The organism is Actinacidiphila guanduensis (assembly GCF_900103985.1).
Classification (GTDB): domain Bacteria; phylum Actinomycetota; class Actinomycetes; order Streptomycetales; family Streptomycetaceae; genus Actinacidiphila; species Actinacidiphila guanduensis.
In genome coordinates this window covers 269,427-286,799 of the sequence record NZ_FNIE01000009.1, presented here as the reverse complement: position 1 = coordinate 286,799, position 17,373 = coordinate 269,427, and the positions used below count along the sequence as shown (strand labels likewise).

At 74.4% G+C, this 17,373-nt stretch carries 12 protein-coding genes and 1 pseudogene; 5 read left to right on the top strand and 8 right to left on the bottom strand.

Translation table 11 applies throughout. The features are described 5' to 3' along the window. Window positions 1–117 precede the first annotated feature (117 nt). From BLR33_RS21345 to BLR33_RS21335, 3 genes are all read right to left on the bottom strand, one after another. Window positions 118–1,989, bottom strand: a complete 1,872-nt coding sequence (locus BLR33_RS21345; protein ID WP_093786149.1) for a serine/threonine-protein kinase — start codon at window positions 1,987–1,989, stop codon at window positions 118–120. 96 nt (window positions 1,990–2,085) lie between these two features. After that, window positions 2,086–3,828, bottom strand: coding sequence for a serine/threonine-protein kinase (locus tag BLR33_RS21340; protein WP_093786148.1), 1,743 nt, complete (start codon window positions 3,826–3,828; stop codon window positions 2,086–2,088). 59 nt (window positions 3,829–3,887) lie between these two features. Beyond that, window positions 3,888–5,594 (bottom strand): glycerol-3-phosphate dehydrogenase/oxidase, encoded by a 1,707-nt coding sequence (locus tag BLR33_RS21335; protein ID WP_093786147.1) that lies wholly within the window; start codon window positions 5,592–5,594, stop codon window positions 3,888–3,890. Between the two features lie 250 nt (window positions 5,595–5,844). Between BLR33_RS21335 and BLR33_RS21330 the strand changes: the two genes are divergently transcribed. Together BLR33_RS21330 and BLR33_RS21325 are read left to right on the top strand one after the other, a co-directional pair. Then, the gene (locus BLR33_RS21330; protein WP_093786146.1) at window positions 5,845–7,125 is read left to right on the top strand and encodes a nucleotide sugar dehydrogenase; all 1,281 of its coding nucleotides are present in this window, start codon (window positions 5,845–5,847) and stop codon (window positions 7,123–7,125) included. A 288-nt stretch (window positions 7,126–7,413) separates the two neighbouring features. Next, window positions 7,414–7,992 (top strand): hypothetical protein, encoded by a 579-nt coding sequence (locus BLR33_RS21325; RefSeq protein ID WP_093786145.1) that lies wholly within the window; start codon window positions 7,414–7,416, stop codon window positions 7,990–7,992. 136 nt (window positions 7,993–8,128) lie between these two features. On the opposite strand, the gene BLR33_RS21320 is transcribed toward BLR33_RS21325, so the two are convergent. From BLR33_RS21320 to BLR33_RS21305, 4 genes are all read right to left on the bottom strand, one after another. Next, complete coding sequence (locus BLR33_RS21320) at window positions 8,129–9,250, bottom strand: GuaB3 family IMP dehydrogenase-related protein (RefSeq protein WP_093786263.1); 1,122 nt, start codon at window positions 9,248–9,250, stop codon at window positions 8,129–8,131. A 180-nt stretch (window positions 9,251–9,430) separates the two neighbouring features. Next, complete coding sequence (guaB, locus tag BLR33_RS21315) at window positions 9,431–10,930, bottom strand: IMP dehydrogenase (protein WP_093786144.1); 1,500 nt, start codon at window positions 10,928–10,930, stop codon at window positions 9,431–9,433. 205 nt (window positions 10,931–11,135) lie between these two features. Then, window positions 11,136–11,750 carry an RNA polymerase sigma factor ShbA gene (shbA, locus tag BLR33_RS21310; protein WP_093786262.1) on the bottom strand — a complete coding sequence of 205 codons (615 nt, stop codon included), beginning with the start codon at window positions 11,748–11,750 and terminating at the stop codon, window positions 11,136–11,138. 923 nt (window positions 11,751–12,673) lie between these two features. Next, window positions 12,674–13,285 carry a response regulator transcription factor gene (locus tag BLR33_RS21305; RefSeq protein WP_003948568.1) on the bottom strand — a complete coding sequence of 204 codons (612 nt, stop codon included), beginning with the start codon at window positions 13,283–13,285 and terminating at the stop codon, window positions 12,674–12,676. Window positions 13,286–13,814: 529 nt separating this feature from the next. Between BLR33_RS21305 and BLR33_RS21300 the strand changes: the two are divergent. Continuing rightward, a pseudogene (locus BLR33_RS21300) lies at window positions 13,815–14,096 on the top strand (WhiB family transcriptional regulator); the annotation flags it as partial. A gap of 410 nt (window positions 14,097–14,506) precedes the next feature. Here the strand turns inward: BLR33_RS21300 and BLR33_RS21295 are convergent. Next, on the bottom strand, window positions 14,507–15,433 hold the full coding sequence (locus BLR33_RS21295) for a LysR family transcriptional regulator (protein ID WP_093786143.1): 927 nt from the start codon (window positions 15,431–15,433) through the stop codon (window positions 14,507–14,509). Between the two features lie 84 nt (window positions 15,434–15,517). On the opposite strand from BLR33_RS21295, the gene BLR33_RS21290 reads away from it, so the two are divergent. Together BLR33_RS21290 and BLR33_RS21285 are read left to right on the top strand one after the other, a co-directional pair. Next, the gene (locus BLR33_RS21290; RefSeq protein WP_093786261.1) at window positions 15,518–16,594 is read left to right on the top strand and encodes an aminotransferase class V-fold PLP-dependent enzyme; all 1,077 of its coding nucleotides are present in this window, start codon (window positions 15,518–15,520) and stop codon (window positions 16,592–16,594) included. 112 nt (window positions 16,595–16,706) lie between these two features. Next, complete coding sequence (locus BLR33_RS21285) at window positions 16,707–17,354, top strand: MOSC domain-containing protein (protein ID WP_093786142.1); 648 nt, start codon at window positions 16,707–16,709, stop codon at window positions 17,352–17,354. Window positions 17,355–17,373 lie beyond the last annotated feature (19 nt).

Sequence of the window (17,373 nt, the reverse complement as noted above, 5' to 3'; positions counted from 1 at the left end):
CGTCCTCCGGCGCGAAACGGTCGCGTCCGGTCGCTTTCCTTCTGCTTTCCGTCCCGCCGCGCTCACATCGCGGCTGCGGACAGTCCGCATCTCCTCACCATACGTGCTTCGGCGCCGCTACTTCGCCGGTTTGAAGGTTGCGAAGAACCTCTCGAGGGCCAGGGAGTTCGCGGCGTCGCCCCAGTCCCCCGCGGGGGTGGTCAGCATGATGGCGTAGCCGTGCCCCGGGCCGGTCACCATGCCCCGGTCCAGGACATGTACGGGCTTACCCGCCTGGGACCGCTTGTACTCCCAGTCGGCGGCGTCGTAGCCGCGGTAATCGGCCGGGCCCAGATGGACGAGGTGGTAGTCGGGCATGCCGCCGTCGCGCGCGTTGCGATCGGACCTCTGCCAGTCGCCCAGCGCGCTCTTGCCGGGCGTGTGGGTCCAGTCGACGAGCAGGTTGAGGGTGCTGTTCGCGGAGGGGCCGAAGCGGCTGCCGCTGCCGAAGCCGTTGTTGCCGATCCGCTTCCAGCCCTTGGGCAGCGCGATCGAGAAGCCCTCGCTGTCGCGGTACGTGTGCCAGCCGGGCGGCAGCGCGGGGCCGGCGGGGGACTCGGCCGCCGTGGTGGCCGCCGTCGTCGCCGCGGTGGTGGGGTCGGCCGGGGCGGGCGCGCCGAGGTCGGTGGAGTCGGCCTTGCCGTTCCGGCCGTCCTTGCCCGTGCCCTTGGTGCTCTGCGAACTGCCGGTGCCCGGGCCCTTGGTGGCCCCGTCGCCGCCCTTGCCGCCGCTGCCGCCGCCGGAGTTGGCGACGGCGATGCCTATGACGGTGCCGATCAGCGCGAGGGCGAGCACGACGGCGGCGATCACCAGGGTGCGGCGCGGCACCACGTCGCTGAGCGGGGCGCGCGGGGGCGCCGGCACCCCGCCGGCGGGGGTACCGGGTTCGGGGGCCTTCTCGGTCCGCGCGGTCCTGGCGGCCTTGCGGTCGCCGCCGGCCTGGCGCAGGGCGCGCAGCGCCTCGCGGGCCCTGGCCTGGTCGAGGGCGGCCTGCCGGGCGGCGGGGGGCGCGTCGGTGGGGGTGGGCTGGGGGTCGGCGGGCAGCGTGGCGGTGGCGGTGGCGTCCGCCGGGGGCGCGACCGGGCGGTCGGGCATGGCGGCGACCTTGGTCAGCAGCGCGCGGGCGCCGGCCTCGTCCAGCCGCTGGGCCGGGTCCTTGGCCAGCAGCCCGGTGATCACCTCGGCGAGCGGCCCCGCGTTGCGCATCGGGCCGACCGGCTCGGTCATCACCGCGGTCAGCGTGGCGATGGCCGATCCCTTGTCGTAGGGCGGGTGGCCCTCGACGCAGGCGTACAGCAGCGCGCCCAGCGACCACAGGTCGGCCGGCGGCCCGGGTTTTTGGCCGCGGGCCCGCTCGGGCGAGATGTACGAGGGCGCGCCGACGAGCATGCCGGTGGAGGTGACCGAGGGGTCGCCGTCGATCTGGGCGATGCCGAAGTCGCCGAGCACCACCCGGCCGCCCTCCTGCCCCCCGGCGGCCGCCGGGCCGCGGTCGGCGAGCAGCACGTTGGACGGCTTGACGTCGCGGTGCAGGATGCCCTCGGCGTGCGCGGCCCGCAGCACGTCGAGCAGCACCAGGCCGACCTCGGCGGCGCGCTTGGGGGTGAGCGGGCCGTCCTCGCGGATGGCGTCGGCGAGCGAGCGGCCCTCGATCAGCTCCATGACGATCCAGGGCCGGTCGTCCTCCTTGACGACGTCGAAGACGGTGATGGCGCCGGTGTTGCGGATCCGGGCGGTCGCCTTGGCCTCGCGCAGGGTGCGGGTGACCAGGCGGCGCTTCTCGTCCTCGTCGGTGTTGCCGGGGAAGCGCAGCTCCTTGACCGCCACGTTGCGGCCCAGGGTCTCGTCGACCGCGCGCCACACCGTGCCCATGCCGCCCTTGCCGAGCACGCTTTCGAGGCGGTACCGGTCCGCCAGCAGGCGCCCGTCGATACCTTCGACCTCGCTCATGGATGACCTCTGCACTGTCTGCTGCCGCCGGCTTGTGGGGGATGTGTGAGTGCCCATCATCCCCGAATCGGAAGGGTGGTGGCGAACCGCGAGGGCTCAGCCGGTCTGCCGGAAGCCGGCCACGGCCGTGTTGAACACCGGCAGTTCCTGCTGCCAGTCGTCCTGAGGGGCCGACAGGTAGATGGCGAACTCGCGCTGCCCGGGTTTGCCGAAGCCGAGGTCGATGGCGTGCCAGTCGCGTGCGGTTCCGGTGAAGGTGAACTCCCACAGCGCGGCCGGGTCGCCGAAGGCCGTGGTGCGCTCCATCCGCTGGCGGTGGTAGGTGTCGCCGACCTGCTCGCGGGTCTGGGGCTCCAGCTCCTCGAAGTGCTGGAGCGGATCGGTGCTGGCGAAGTCCAGCGCGTTGACCCGCAGGCCCGCGAGGCCGTCGGGCGCGACCCAGTCGACCTCGTCGCCGCCGTTCTTCACCGACTTCGTCCAGCCGTCGGGCACCGGCAGCGCGTAGCCGTGGTCCGGCTGCCCGGCGAGGGTGTAGCCGTCCGGGACCGGCGGCGGGGAGCTGGGCGGCGGTGTCGTGGTGGGCGCAGTGGGCGCGGTGGTGGGGGCGCTGGGGCTGCCGGTGGGGCCGCCGGTGCCGCCGCCGTCGCTCGCCTCGTTGTCGCCGCGGAAGTGCCGTGCGGCCAGGGCCCCTCCGGCGGCGAGCAGGACGAGCACGGCGATGCCCGCCAGCCACGGCGCGACCCGCCGGCGGGGGCGGGCGGCGGGCTGCTGCGGGCCGGACGGCCCGGGCGGGCCGATGTGGACGGGCCCTGTGACCGGGGCGTACGGGCCGCCGCCGGAGTGGGCGGAGCCGTAGGCCGTGGTGTGGGCGGTGCTTCCGGCGGGGGCGGGCTGCCCGTACGGGAGTTGGCGGTGCGTGCCCAGGTGCGCGGTGGTGTCGCCCTGCGGGGGCGACTCGAAGCGGCCGCGGTCGACCAGCGCGGTGTCGGCCTCGGCCGCGGGTATCCGCAGCATCCGCTCGGCGTCCTCGGCCGACAGCCGTTCGGCGGGCTCCTTGGCGAGCAGGCCGGCGATGACGTCGGCGAGCGCCCCGGCGTGCTCGGGCGGGCGGACCGGGTCCTCGGCGATGGCGTACGCGGTCTCGATCGCGGTGGGCCGGCGGAAGGGCGAGACGCCCTCCACGGCCTGGTAGAGCGTCGCGCCCAGGGCCCACAGGTCCGCCTCGGGCCCGGGCAGCGCGCCGCGGATCCGTTCCGGGCTCAGGAAGTCGATGGAGCCGATGAGTTCGCCGGTGCGGGTGAGCGTGGAGGTGCCCGACGCCTGGGCGATGCCGAAGTCGGTGAGCACCACGCGGGGGCCCGCCTCGCCGCCCTCCCCGCCGTCGCCGAGCAGCACGTTGCCGGGCTTGACGTCGCGGTGCAGCACGCCCGCGCGGTGGGCGGCGCGCAGCGCGGCGATCATGCCGCGGCCGATCCGGGCCGCCTCGGTGGGCGGCAGCGGCCCCTTGGCCTTCAGCCGCTCCCCCAGCGTCTCCGAGGGCACGTACTCCATGACGATGGAGGGCAGCCCCTCGTCGTCCACCACGTCGTGCACGACGACGACGTTGGGGTGGCTGATCCGGGCGGCGGCCCGGGCCTCGCGCCGGGTGCGCTCGAAGAGGGTGGCCAACTCCTCGTCGTCCATGTGCGGTTGCGGCGGGTGCAGCTTCTTGACCGCCACCTGGCGGCCGAGCAGCTCGTCCTCGGCCCGCCAGACCGTCCCCATCCCGCCCCGGCCGATCCGCTCGAGCAGCCGGTAGCGGCCCGCGACGAGCCGCCCTTCGTCGCCGTGTCCGACCATTCCGTGCCCTTCCGATCCCCCGCGGGCGCGCCGGTCCTCGCGCCCAGGTGTGGGTGCACCTAGAGGGGCACGATATCCGGCGCCCCCAACCGCGCGGCGTCCGCGGTCTGGTCGTCGGGCTGGAGTTGGGACTCGCGCTCGGCCTCGACCCGCTTCTCGTAGTACGCGACCTCGCGGTCCACCTGGTCCTGGCCCCAGCCGAGCACCGGCGCCATCAACTCGGCGGCGGCCCGGGCGCTGCCGGTGCCGCGGTCGAAGGTCTCGATGGAGATACGCGTCCTGCGGGTCAGCACGTCCTCCAGGTGGCGGGCCTGCTCGGCGGCGGCCGCGTAGACGATCTCCGCCCGCAGGTAGTCGTCGGCGGCCGGCAGCGGCTCGCCGAGCGAGGGGTCCTCGGCGATCAGCGCCAGCACCTCGTCGGCGAGGGTGCCGTACCGGTTGAGCAGGTGCTCCACCCGGGCGACGTGCACGCCGGTGCGGGCGGCGGTGGTGGCCCGGGCGTTCCACATGGCCTGGTAGCCCTCGGCGCCCAGCAGCGGCACGTCCTCGGTGCAGCAGGGCGCCACCCGCCGGTCCAGGCCGTGCACGGCCTCGTCCACCGCGTCCTTGGCCATCACCCGGTAGGTGGTGTACTTGCCGCCCGCGACGACCACCAGGCCGGGCAGCGGGTGGGCGACGGTGTGCTCGCGCGACAGCTTGCTGGTCGCGTCGGACTCCCCGGCCAGCAGCGGCCGCAGGCCCGCGTAGACGCCCTGGACGTCGTCCCTGGTCAGCGGGGTGGACAGCACGGAGTTCACGTGTTCGAGCAGGTAGTCGATGTCGGCGCTGGAGGCGGCCGGGTGCGCCTTGTCCAGGTCCCAGTCGGTGTCGGTGGTGCCGACGATCCAGTGCCGGCCCCACGGGATCACGAACAGCACGCTCTTCTCGGTGCGCAGGATCAGGCCGGTGGTGGAGTGGATGCGGTCCTTGGGCACCACCAGGTGGATGCCCTTGGACGCGCGGACGTGGAACTGGCCGCGCTCGCCGATGAGCGCCTGGGTGTCGTCGGTGAAGACGCCGGTGGCGTTGACCACCTGGCGGGCCCGCACCTCGTACTCCCCGCCGGCCTCCAGGTCCTGCACCCGGGCGCCGACCACCCGCTCGCCCTCGCGCAGGAAACCGGTGACGCGGGCCTGGTTGGCGACCACGGCGCCGTAGGAGGCGGCGGTGCGCACCAGGGTGACGACCAGGCGGGCGTCGTCCACCTGCGCGTCGTAGTACTGCAGGGCGCCGACCAGGGCGTCCTTGCGCAGCGCGGGGGCGACCCGCAGGGCGTGCCGGCGGCTGAGGTGGCGGTGCACGGGCAGGCCGCGGCCGTGCCCGGAGGAGACGGACATCGCGTCGTAGAGCGCGACACCGCTGCCCGCGTAGAGCCGCTCCCAGCCGCGGTGCTGGAGCGGGTAGAGGAAGGGCACCGGTTTGACCAGGTGCGGGGCGAGCCGCTCCAGCAGCAGGCCGCGCTCCTTCAGCGCCTCCCTGACCAGGGCGAAGTCCAGCATCTCCAGGTAGCGCAGGCCGCCGTGGATGAGTTTGCTGGACCGGCTGGAGGTGCCGGCCGCCCAGTCCCTGGCCTCGACCAGGCCCACGGTCAGGCCGCGGGTGGCCGCGTCCAGCGCGGTGCCCGCGCCGACCACGCCGCCGCCCACCACCAGGATGTCGAGTTCGTGCTCCGCCATCCGGGCGAGGGCGTGCTCCCGCTCTGCGGGGCCGAGTGACGTCGTACGCATCCGTGCCTCCGTGACTGCGTCCGGGACAGCGCCGCCGGACGATCGCGATCCGTTGCGTGATCCTTGCGCTCTTCTCGATAGTGGCCTGCCCGGGCTCGCGCGGCCAACGCGGACGGGTACCGGAGACCGGTTCCGACCGGCGCGCCGTGCGGTCATATCAGCCATTTGTCTGGTTAGCCTGTTTTGAAGCCGCCGGTGAGCCCATCCGTGGGTCCCCCGGCGGTCGGCTCCAGGGAGAGGACCGCCACCCATGCCCGCTGACCTCGCCGTGATGGGACTCGGCCACACCGGACTCCCCCTCGCCCAGGCGGCCACCGCCGCGGGCATCGGCGTCATCGGGTACGACCCCGATCCCACCGTCGTCGCCGACATCAACGCCGGCCGGGTGCCGCCCGGCGCCCTGGCCGCCGCCGACCTGCGCCGGATGCTCGCCTGCGGCTTCCGCGCGAGCTGCGACCCGGCGGTGCTCGGCCGGGTGCGCACCGCCGTGGTCTGCGCGCCCGCCCCGCTCGGCGAGGACCACACGCTGGACCTGTCCGCGGTCACCGCGGCCGCCCGCACCCTCGCCGAGCACCTGCGCCCGCACACCACGGTGGTGCTGGAGTCGCCGGTCTACCCGGGCACCACCGAGGAGTACCTGCGGCCGCTGCTGGAGGCCGGCGGGCTGCGCGCCGGGCGCGACTTCCACCTCGCCTACTCCCCCGGCCGGCTCGACCCGGGCAACCGCGACTTCCACCTCGCCAACACCCCCAAGGTGGTCGGCGGCCTCACCCCCGCCTGCACGGAGGCGGCCGCGGCCTTCTACGGGCGGCTCGCCGAGCGGGTGGTACGGGCCCGCGGGCCGCGCGAGGCCGAGGCGGTCAAGCTGCTGGAGACCAACTACCGGCACGTCAACATCGCCTTCGCCAACGAGATGGCGGTCTTCTGCCACGACCTCGGCGTGGACCTGTGGGACGTGATCCGCTGCGCGGAGACCAAGCCGTTCGGCTTCCAGGCGTTCCGGCCCGGGCCCGGCGTCGGCGGCCACTCGGTGCCGCTGGACCCCAACGCGGCACCGCACTTCGCCACCGGCTCCAGCACCGGCCGCCCGCGCACCCCCGGCCACCCGATGCGGATGGTCGAGCTGGCCCAGGAGGTCAACGGCCGGATGCCGCGCTACGTCGTCCAGCGCGCGGCCGCCCTGCTCAACGAGCACGGCAAGTCGCTGCGCGGGGCCCGGGTGCTCCTGCTCGGCGTCACCTACAAGGCCGACCTCGCCGACCAGGAGGGCGCGCCCGCCCGCGAGATCGGCGCCCGGCTGCTCGAACTGGGCGCCCAGCTCTGCTACCACGACCCCTACGTCCCGCAGTGGCGGGTGCTCGACCGCCCGGTGCCGCGCGCGGACTCCCTGTGGGAGGCGGCCGCCGAGGCCGACCTGACGCTGCTGCTCCAGCACCACCGCACCTACGACCTGCAGGGCCTGGCGGTGAAGGCCCAGCTGATGCTGGACACCAGGGGCGCGACCCCGGCGGGGGCGGCGGCGCGGCTCTAGGGCCTGTCCGGCACATCCGGCTCGGCCGCCAGACCCTGACACGCTCGTTCGCCGCGGTGCCGGACGGGGTGCGGCGCCGGGGCCGGTGGGGCACAAGTGGCGCTGCGGGCAGGGGGGATGGACCGGGGCGGTGACGGTGTCGTGGTCCTGTAACGACCGGATGAATCGTCTTGTCCGATTGTCGCCCCTGCCTGCTAGATTTCGGCGTCATCGTGATCCCGCCGGCACCTCTTCGGCCGGCGGCGACGTCCCGTCTTCTCACAGCTCGTCACCTTCGGGGGAACCTCCATGAGCGCCAACTTCCCGCCGCCGCCGCAACCGCCGGCCGGCCAGAACCCGTACGCGGCCCCGCCGCAGGCGCCCTACGGCGCCCCGGCCCAGCCCGGCTTCAACGCCGCCGCCTACCCGCCGCCGGTGGTCGCCGCCCGGCGCGAGAACGTGGGCCTGGGCGTGGTGGCCGGCGTGGTCGCGGCCGTCGTCGCCGCGCTCGCCTACGGCGGCCTGCTGCGCGCGCTCGCCAAGGACGACGGCACCACCACCGAGTTCCACTACGCGGCCATCGCGGTGGGCGCGCTGATCGGCTTCGCGGTGGGCAAGGCCGGCGGCCGCAACGTGGCGCTGCCCTTCGTCGCGGGCCTGGTCGCCCTCGGCTCGGTGATCTTCGGCGAGCTGTTCGGCGGCGCCCTGGTGATCAGCCACTACGCCGACCAGCACGGCGTGAGCCTGTCGGTCACCGACATCTTCTTCCACCACTTCGGCGACCTGTGGAAGGCGTGGAAGGCCGACTTCAGCGCGGCCCGCTTCATCTTCCTCGCGCTGGCCGCGGTGGTCGGCTTCGGCCTGGCCAAGCGGGTCGGCGAGAGCTGACCCGAAAAGCCGGTGCCGCGGCTGCGCGTCGAGGCGAGGCGCCGGCCCGCCCACCCGCGAGGACCGCACGCGCGAAGGGCCCGTACCGTCCGCCGGTACGGGCCCTTCGCGCTCGCGCTGCTTGCGGAAGCGGTGCTCAGCGGTGGTGGGTCGGGGAGACGGTGACCTCGACGCGCTGGAACTCCTTCAGGTCGGAGTAGCCGGTGGTGGCCATCGACCGGCGCAGGGCGCCGAAGAGGTTCATCGAGCCGTCGGGGGCGTGCGAGGGGCCGAGCAGGATCTCCTCGGTGGTGCCCGCGGTGCCCAGGTTCATCCGCTTGCCGCGCGGCAGTTCGACGTTGACCGCCTCCATGCCCCAGTGGAAGCCGCGGCCGGGCGCGTCCACCGCGCGGGCCAGCGGGGAGCCCATCATCACCGCGTCGGCGCCGCAGGCGATCGCCTTGGGCAGGTCGCCGCTGGCGCCGAAGCCGCCGTCGGCGATGACGTGCACGTAGCGGCCGCCGGACTCGTCCATGTAGTCGCGCCGGGCCGCGGCCACGTCGGCCACCGCGGTGGCCATCGGCACCTGGATGCCGAGCACGTTGCGGGTGGTGTGGGCGGCGCCGCCGCCGAAGCCGACGAGCACGCCCGCCGCGCCGGTGCGCATCAGGTGCAGGGCCGCGGTGTAGGTGGCGCAGCCGCCGACGATCACCGGGACGTCCAGCTCGTAGATGAACTGCTTGAGGTTCAGCGGCTCGTGCGACCCGCTGACGTGCTCGGCGGAGACGGTGGTGCCGCGGATCACGAACAGGTCCACGCCCGCGTCCACCACGGCCTTGGAGAACTGCGCGGTGCGCTGCGGGGACAGGGCCGCGGCCGTGACCACCCCGGCGTCGCGGACCTCCTTGATCCGCTGCCCGATCAGCTCCTCGCGGATCGGCGCGGCGTAGATCTCCTGCAGCCGGCTGGTCGCGCGGGCGTCGTCCACCTCGGCGATCTCGGCGAGCAGCGGCTCGGGGTCCTCGTAACGGGTCCACAGCCCTTCGAGGTTGAGCACGCCGAGCCCCCCGAGGTTGCCGATCCGGATCGCCGACTCCGGCGAGACCACGGAGTCCATGGGCGCGGCGAGGAACGGCAGCTCGAAGCGGTACGCGTCGATCTGCCACGCGATCGAGACCTCCTCGGGGTCCCGGGTCCGCCGGCTCGGCACCACGGCGATGTCGTCGAACGCGTACGCCCTGCGCCCCCGCTTGCCCCGCCCGATCTCGATCTCAGTCACATCCACGCCTCTCTCTCAACGAGGAGCCCATTATTTCAGCCGCACGGCGGGAACCCGCGCCCGAAGGGGCGCGGGGCTGCCTCCCTGGCGAAGCTGAGGCGGAGGAACTGCGCGAGAACGCCGGCCCGCGGCCGGGCACGGGACAGGACCCCGCGGCGGGGAACCGCCCCCCGCGCGGCCTCAGCCGTGGTAGTTGGGGGCCTCCACCGTCATCTGGATGTCGTGCGGGTGGGACTCCTTCAGGCCCGCCGCCGTGATGCGCACGAAGCGCCCCTTGGACTCCATCTCGGAGATCGTGGCCGCGCCCACGTAGCCCATGGTCTGGCGCAGGCCGCCGACGAGCTGGTGCAGGACGGCGGACAGCGGGCCGCGGAACGGCACCTGGCCCTCCACGCCCTCGGGCACGAGCTTGTCGTCGGAGGCGACCTCGGCCTGGAAGTAGCGGTCCTTGCTGTAGGAGCGGCCCTGGCCGCGGGACTGCATGGCGCCCAGCGAACCCATGCCGCGGTAGGACTTGAACTGCTTGCCGTTGATGAAGAGCAGCTCGCCCGGCGACTCCTCGCACCCGGCGAGCAGGCTGCCGAGCATGACGCTGCTCGCGCCCGCGGCCAGCGCCTTGCCGATGTCGCCGCTGTACTGCAGGCCGCCGTCGCCGATGACCGGGACGCCGGCCTCCAGACAGACCTGCGCGGCCTCGTAGATCGCGGTGACCTGCGGCACGCCGATGCCGGCGACCACCCGGGTGGTGCAGATGGAGCCGGGGCCGACGCCGACCTTCACGCCGTCCACGCCTGCGTCCAGCAGCGCCTTGGCGCCGTCGCGGGTGGCGATGTTGCCGCCGACGACGTCCACGGCGACGTTGGACTTGATCTTGGCCATCCAGTCCAGCGCGTTGCTGTTGTGGCCGTGCGAGGTGTCCACGACCAGGAAATCCACGCCTGCGGCGGCCAGCGCCTGCGCGCGCTCCAGCGCCTCGGGGCTGGCGCCCACGGCCGCGCCGACCAGCAGCCGGCCGTCCGCGTCCTTGGCTGCGTGCGGGTACTGCTCGGCCTTGACGAAGTCCTTGACGGTGATCAGGCCCTTGAGCCGGCCCTCGTCGTCCACCAGCGGCAGCTTCTCGATCTTGTGCCGGCGCAGCAGGCCCATGGCGTCCGCGCCGGAGATGCCGACCTTGCCGGTGACCAGCGGCATCGGCGTCATGACCTCGCGCACCTGGCGGTCGCGGTCGGACTCGAAGGCCATGTCGCGGTTGGTGACGATGCCGAGCAGCCGGCCCGACGCGTCGGTGACGGGCACGCCGCTGATCCGGAACCGGGCGCACAGCGCGTCGGCCTCGGCGAGGGTGGCCTCGGGCCGGACGGTGATCGGGTCGGAGACCATCCCGGACTCCGAGCGCTTGACCAGGTCGACCTGGCTGACCTGGTCCTCGATCGACAGGTTGCGGTGCAGCACGCCGACGCCGCCCTGCCGGGCCATGGCGATCGCCATCCGGGCCTCGGTGACCTTGTCCATGGCGGCGGAGAGCAGCGGGATGTTCACCCGCACGTTGCGGGAGATCAGGGAGGAGGTGTCCACCTCGTTCGGCAGCACGGACGAGGCCCCCGGAAGCAGCAGCACATCGTCGTAGGTCAGCCCGAGGGTGGCGAACTTCTCGGCTACTCCGTCGGCGTTCAGCGACATGGCACCTTCCCGAATGGTCTTGCCCGGCGAGTTGTTCAATGGTAGAGGGTCATCCGGTATTCCCCGGACTGCCTGGTCGTGTCGGGTGCGGGGCCCTTGCGCGGTGCCGCCACGACACCCGGGGACACCCCGGGGACGCCGCACGATGCGCCGGGACGCGCCCGGGATCGCGCCGGAACAGGGACGGTCCCGGTTCGGGCCCGGTTCAGGCGCTCAGCCCCGCGTCGCGGGTGACCGCGGCCCCCGACTCCTCGGCAATGGCCCGCAGCCGGCTGAGCGCCCGGTGCTGGGCCACCCGTACGGCGCCCGGCGACATGCCGAGCATCTGCCCGGTCTCCTCCGCGCTCAGGCCCACGGCGACCCGCAGCAGCACCAGTTCGCGCAGGTGGTCCGGCAGCCGGGTGAGCAGCTTGCGGGCCCAGGCGGCGTCGCTGTTGAGCAGCGCGCGCTCCTCGGGGCCCAGCGAGTCGTCCGGCTTCTCGGGCATCTCGTCGGAGGGCACCGCGGTGCTGCCGGGGCCGCGCATGGCGGCGCGCTGCAGGTCGGCGATCTTGTGGGCCGCAATGGAGACCACGAACGCCTCGAACGGCCGGCCCAGGTCGCGGTAGCGCGGCAGGGCGCACAGGACGGCCAGGCAGACCTCCTGCGCGAGGTCGTCCACGAAGTGCCGCGCGTCACCCGGGAGTCGGGCCAGCCGGGTGCGGCAGTACCGCTCGGCCAGGGGGTGCACGGCGGCGAGCAGGTCGTGCGTGGCCCGCTGATCGCCGTCCACGGCACGGCGGACGAGAGCACCGATGGCAGGGCTGTCGACGTCGCGCATCCTTCCATGGTGCCTCGCCGCCGCGCGTTCCGTTGCATCGCGGTCGTACTTCTGCACCGAAGCGTTATCCGGGCCGCCGCCACCTGCGGCGAAGCCGTCGGCGCGGGCCGTGTCGGCAGCGCGGCGGGCCGGATCGGAGCGCTCGGTGCGCCCCGATGCCCCGCCGTGACCGGGCTCGACGTGACCCGGGTGACCGTCGTGACCACCGCGGTCGCCGGTACCCGTGCGATCGGTGGCGTCTGTGCGGTCGGCGTGACCCAAGTGGCCCACGTGACCCTCGCGGTCACCGCGATCGTCGCTGCCGGCATGGCCGTCCGGGCCGCCGTCACCCGGGCGCTCGGCGTGACCCGCGCGGTCCGGATGCGCGTCCCCGTCCACGTGACCCGCGCGGCCTACCTGGTCGTCGCGGTCCGGGTGAGCCGGGCGGTCGGCGCGGCCGTCGCTGCCGGCAGGATCGGCGCCGTCGGCAGGGTCGGCGCCGACCGGGCCGTACGGGACCGAGGTCCCGCCGCCCGCGCGGCCGCGTGCGTCCGGTTCGACCCGCGCCTCCCGTACGTTCCGCCCACCCGGCGCGGACCGCGCGTCCCGCTCGCCGCCGCGCCCGTCCGGCGCCGCGGCGGTGCGCGGCTGCGCGGCCGCCGCCGTCAACTCGGCCATACCCGGCCCCCGCCGATCCCCGAGGAAGTCCATACCCCAAGCATGCGTCCTCGCCCGGGAAACCGAGGACTCGTGGGCGGCTTCCGGGTGTTCCGGATGCCACGGGCACTCCTTCGCACCGGCGCGGACGGCCGTGCCGCCCCGCCCGCCGGCAGCCGGGAACGCACCCGGACCCGGAACCGTGGAGCCCGCCATCGCGCTCGCGGAGCCCTCCGTCGGGCCCGCGGTAGGGCCGCGGGCCGGTCGGGCGGCTGCCGCGGCGCCGTTCAGCGGACCAGGCCCCAGCGGAAGCCGAGTGCCACCGCGTGCGCGCGGTCCGAGGCGCCGAGCTTCTTGAACAGCCGCCGGGCGTGCGTCTTCACGGTGTCCTCGGACAGGAACAGCTCGCGGCCGATCTCGGCGTTGGAGCGGCCGTGGCTCATGCCCTCCAGCACCTGGATCTCGCGGGCCGTCAGGGTGGGCGCGGCACCCATCTCGGCCGAGCGCAGCCGGCGTGGCGCCAGCCGCCAGGTGGGGTCGGCGAGCGCTTGGGTGACGGTGGCCCGCAACTCGGCGCGGGAGGCGTCCTTGTGCAGGTAGCCGCGGGCACCGGCGGCAACGGCGAGCGCCACCCCGTCCAGGTCCTCGGCGACGGTGAGCATGATGATGCGGGCGCCGGGGTCGGCGGACAGCAGCCGCCGCACGGTCTCCACACCGCCGAGGCCGGGCATGCGCACGTCCATCAGGATCAGGTCCGAGCGGTCGGCACCCCAGCGGCGCAGCACCTCCTCGCCGTTGGCCGCGGTGGTTACGCGCTCGACGCCGGGCACGGTGGCCACCGCGCGGCGCAGGGCCTCTCGGGCGAGCGGGGAGTCGTCGCAGACGAGGACGGACGTCATGACCGCCCCCCGCAGCTGAACCGCGTCACTTGTGCCTCCAGGCTGTACGAAGTACGAATCTTCACCGGTGGGGCTGACGGCCCGGACAGATGCCCGATCGCCCGGATCTGCCCGGACTGCTCCGGGCCGCCCCGGATGCCCGGAACCACGGAGCCCCGCCAACCGCTTCCGCCACACTCAACGACCCTCACCCGAAAGAGTTACGACGTCGGATCGCCACTGCGTGCACTCTACGTGATCATGTGGGCGCAGAGCGGTAAGGCCCGCAGGTCACACCGGTACGGCGGAGGTGTTTTGCGAGGCCGGACGGCCTATGGAAGCGCAAGTCGGCGCGGCGCGAACGCCACCATTCGGGTGATATGCCGGACTTTGAACTGTTTGGCGGCTCTTTTCTGGCTCTTGGGGTATTCGTCGCTAGATTGGCGATGAGTCATATTTACATCTACTACGACAGTAGATGTACGGTCGGAAGCACGGTCGGGCGCGACCGAGCCGCTCGGCCGGCACCCACGCTTCGAGGGGATGAGCAATGGCAGACTTCTCCCGTCTTCCCGGCCCGAACGCGGACCTGTGGGACTGGCAGCTCGTGGCCGCCTGCCGAGGGGTCGACAGCTCGCTGTTCTTCCATCCCGAAGGCGAGCGGGGAGCCGCTCGCAGCGCACGCGAGGCCGCCGCGAAGGAGGTGTGCATGCGCTGCCCGGTACGCGCGGAGTGCGCCACGCACGCCCTCGCCGTCCGCGAGCCCTACGGGGTCTGGGGCGGCCTGACCGAGGACGAGCGCGAGGCCATGATGGGCCGCTCGCGCAGCCGCTCGACCGACCGGCACGAGGACCACGACGTGTCTGACGGCTCCGGTTCGTCCGGCGGCCGCCATGGATCGCGCACCCGCACCACGGCGGACCGTTACGGCGACGATTACGGCGACGACGACCACGAGCGGACCGGCCGCGGGGCCCGCGACCCGTACGACGGGTACGACGACTACGACGAGCGCGACATGGCCGAGGATGAGGCCGAGGAGGTGCACCCCATGGACGCCATGGGACCCTCCGGCGGGCACGACTGGGACACCGAGCCGGTGCGCAGCTACTGAACGATCCAGACTCCTGCCGACAACGCTGAAGAATCGATTCTGCCCGGCCGGGCCGCCCTCCTGAGGAGCGGACCGGCCGACTTACGCGGCGCGGGCGCCCGCTGCGGGCGGCTACGGCACCGGAGGCCTCAGGCCGCCTGCAGGCGGGGCCGCATCGCGGCGCGGGCGAGCCGGGCGAGCATCATGTCCACCGCGGGGACCTGGGCGAGGTCGGGCAGGGTGAGGGCCACGATCTCGCGCTCCACGGCGGGCTCCATCCGCAGCACGGCCACCCCGTCGGTGCGCACCGAGGCGAGAGCGAGTTCGGGCAGCACCGCGATCCCGAGCCCGGCGGCCACCAGGCCGACCACCGCCGGGTAGTCGTCGGTGGCGAAGTCGATCCGGGGCGTGTAGCCGGCCCGCTCGCAGACCTCGACCAGGTGCCGCCGGCAGCGCGGGCAGCCCGCGATCCACTGCTCGTCCGCCAGCGCGGCGAAGGGCACCGGGGCCGGCCCCACGGCGGCCAGCGGGTGGCTCTCGGGCACCACCCCGACCAGCCGATCGGCCAGCAGCGGGCGTACCACCAGGTCGGCCCAGGACTCCTCGGCGGGCGTGGGCAGGTCGACGTAGCGGAAGGCGAGGGCGATGTCGCAGTCGCCGGCCCGCAGCAGGTCCACCGACTGGGGCGGCTCCGCCTCGACCAGCGAGACACGGGTGTCGGGATGGCGGGCGCGCATGTCGGCCACGGCGCTGGGCACCAGGGTGGAGCTGCCGGTGGGGAAGGAGGCCAGGCGCACCCGCCCGGCGCGCAGGCCCGCGATCGCGGCGACCTCCTCCTCCGCCGCGGTCAGCCCGGCCAGGATGCCGTCGGCATGCCGGACCAGCACCTCGCCGGCCTCGGTCAGCCGCATCTCGCGGGCGCCGCGGACCAGCAGCGGGGTGCCGGCGGCGCCTTCCAGGGCCTTCATCTGCTGGCTCACGGCGGGCTGGGTGCAGCCCAGTTCGCGGGCGGCGGCGGAGAAGGACCGGCTCCGGGCCACCGCGCGCAGCACCCTCAGGTGTCGTGCCTCGATCACCCCGCCACCATAAGGCATGCTTGGGGAGACCTGGGACTTCCCGGTGATGGACTTTGACAGCGGGGTTCGCCAGGCTGGATGGCCATGGACGCCACCGCACCCACCACGGACTTCCAGGACCTGCTCGCCGCCGAGTACGCGGGGGTCGTGCCGGGCTGGCTCAACACCGCCACCCATGGCCTGCCGCCGGCCCGTACCGCCGCCGCGCTGCGCCGCGCGCTGGACTCCTGGGCGGCCGGCCGCCCCGACCTGGACGGCTACGAGGAGGCCGTGGCCGCCGCGCGGAGCGGCTACGCCCGGCTGGTCGGGGTGGACGCCGCCCGGGTCGCGCTGGCGAGCACGGTGGCCGGCGCGGTCGGGCTGGTGGCGGCCGCGCTGCCCGCCGGGGCCGAAGTGCTCGCCTACGAGGGGGACTTCAGCTCCGTGGTGCAGCCCTTCGCCGGGCGGGCGGACCTGCGGCTGCGGCTGGCGCCCCTGGAGGCGATCGCCGACCAGGTGCGGCCCTCGACCGCCCTGGTGGCCGTCAGCGCGGCCCAGTCCGCCGACGGCCGGGTGGCCGACCTGCCGGCGATCCGAGCCGCCGCGGCCGCCGTGGGGGCGCGCACCCTGGTGGACGGCACCCAGGCAGTGGGCTGGCTGCCGATCGACCCCGGGCAGTACGACTTCACCATCACCCACGGCTACAAGTGGCTGGTCAGCCCACACGGCGCCTGCTTCCTGACCGTCGCCGAGCACGCCGAGCAGGCCCTGTCCCCCGCGTTCGCCGGCTGGTACGCGGCCGAGGACCCGTGGGCCGGGACCTACGGGCCCGTCGCCCGGCTCGCCCCGGGCGCCCGCCGGTTCGACGCCCGGCCCGCGTACCTGCCGTTCGTGGGCGCCGCGGCGTCGCTGTCGCTCCTGCTCGACCTCGGCGTGGCGGCCGTCCGCGCGCACGACCTCGCGCTCGCGGCCCGCCTGCGCACCGGCCTGGCCTCGCTGGGCCTGGCCTGCCTCCCCGGCGACTCCCCGATCGTTTCCCTCCCCTCGCCACCGCCCTGGGTCCCCGAGCGCCTGACCGCGGCGGGCATCCGCTTCTCCACCCCCGCGGACTCCGTCCGCCTCTCCCCCCACCTCCACTCCACGCAAGCCGACATCGACACGGCCCTCAACGCCCTTTCCTAGCGGCCCCGTTCGGCTGCCGCCGGTGGAAATCCGGTGGAGCGCGGGGTGGGAGCGTGCTGGAATGCGCCTGCGGGCGCCCGGAGTGGGGCGAGCGGCAGGCGGGAGGGCGGGCGTGGAGGTACTGAGCGTCAACGTGGGGCGGCCGCAGCCCAATCCGTGGAAGCGGCTGCCGGCCACGGGGATCGACAAGCGGCCCGTCACCGGGCCCGTCGCCGTGCGCGCGCCCGGGCCCAAGGGGACCGGGGCCGTGGGGCTCGCGGGCGACCGGGTGTACGACGTGCGGCACCACGGCGGTGACGACCAGGCCGTGTACGCCTACGCGCGGGAGGATCTGGACACCTGGGCCCGCGAGTTGGGCCGGCCGCTGCCCAACGGCTCCTTCGGCGAAAACCTCACCACGACCGGGATCGACGTCAACTCCGCGCTCATCGGCGAGCGTTGGCGGATCGGCTCCACCGTGCTGGAGGTCTCCTGCCCGCGCATCCCGTGCGCGACCTTCGCCGGCTGGCTCCGCGAGGAGGGCTGGCTGCAGCGGTTCACCGCGGCCGCGCTGCCCGGGCCCTACCTGCGGGTGATCGAGCCGGGCGAACTTGCCGCGGGCGACGCCGTCGAGGTGCTGCTGCGGCCCGGCCACGACGTGACGGTGGCCCTGTGCTTCCGGGCCCTCACCACCGAGCCCGGCCTGCTCCCCCGCCTGGCCGCGGCGACCGCGCTGCCCGCCGCGGACTACGAGACCGCCCGCCGCCGCTCGCAGACCTGACGCGGGCCCCTAGGGTGGG

Bases quoted from the DNA above. Each gene is read 5' to 3' on its own strand.
- BLR33_RS21345 (WP_093786149.1), bottom strand. From the start codon at position 1,989: ATGAGCGAGGTCGAAGGTATCGACGGGCGCCTGCTGGCGGACCGGTAC.
- BLR33_RS21340 (WP_093786148.1), bottom strand. From the start codon at position 3,828: ATGGTCGGACACGGCGACGAAGGGCGGCTCGTCGCGGGCCGCTACCGG.
- BLR33_RS21335 (WP_093786147.1), bottom strand. From the start codon at position 5,594: ATGCGTACGACGTCACTCGGCCCCGCAGAGCGGGAGCACGCCCTCGCC.
- BLR33_RS21330 (WP_093786146.1), top strand. From the start codon at position 5,845: ATGCCCGCTGACCTCGCCGTGATGGGACTCGGCCACACCGGACTCCCC.
- BLR33_RS21325 (WP_093786145.1), top strand. From the start codon at position 7,414: ATGAGCGCCAACTTCCCGCCGCCGCCGCAACCGCCGGCCGGCCAGAAC.
- guaB (WP_093786144.1), bottom strand. From the start codon at position 10,930: ATGTCGCTGAACGCCGACGGAGTAGCCGAGAAGTTCGCCACCCTCGGG.
- shbA (WP_093786262.1), bottom strand. From the start codon at position 11,750: ATGCGCGACGTCGACAGCCCTGCCATCGGTGCTCTCGTCCGCCGTGCC.
- BLR33_RS21305 (WP_003948568.1), bottom strand. From the start codon at position 13,285: ATGACGTCCGTCCTCGTCTGCGACGACTCCCCGCTCGCCCGAGAGGCC.
- BLR33_RS21290 (WP_093786261.1), top strand. From the start codon at position 15,518: ATGGACGCCACCGCACCCACCACGGACTTCCAGGACCTGCTCGCCGCC.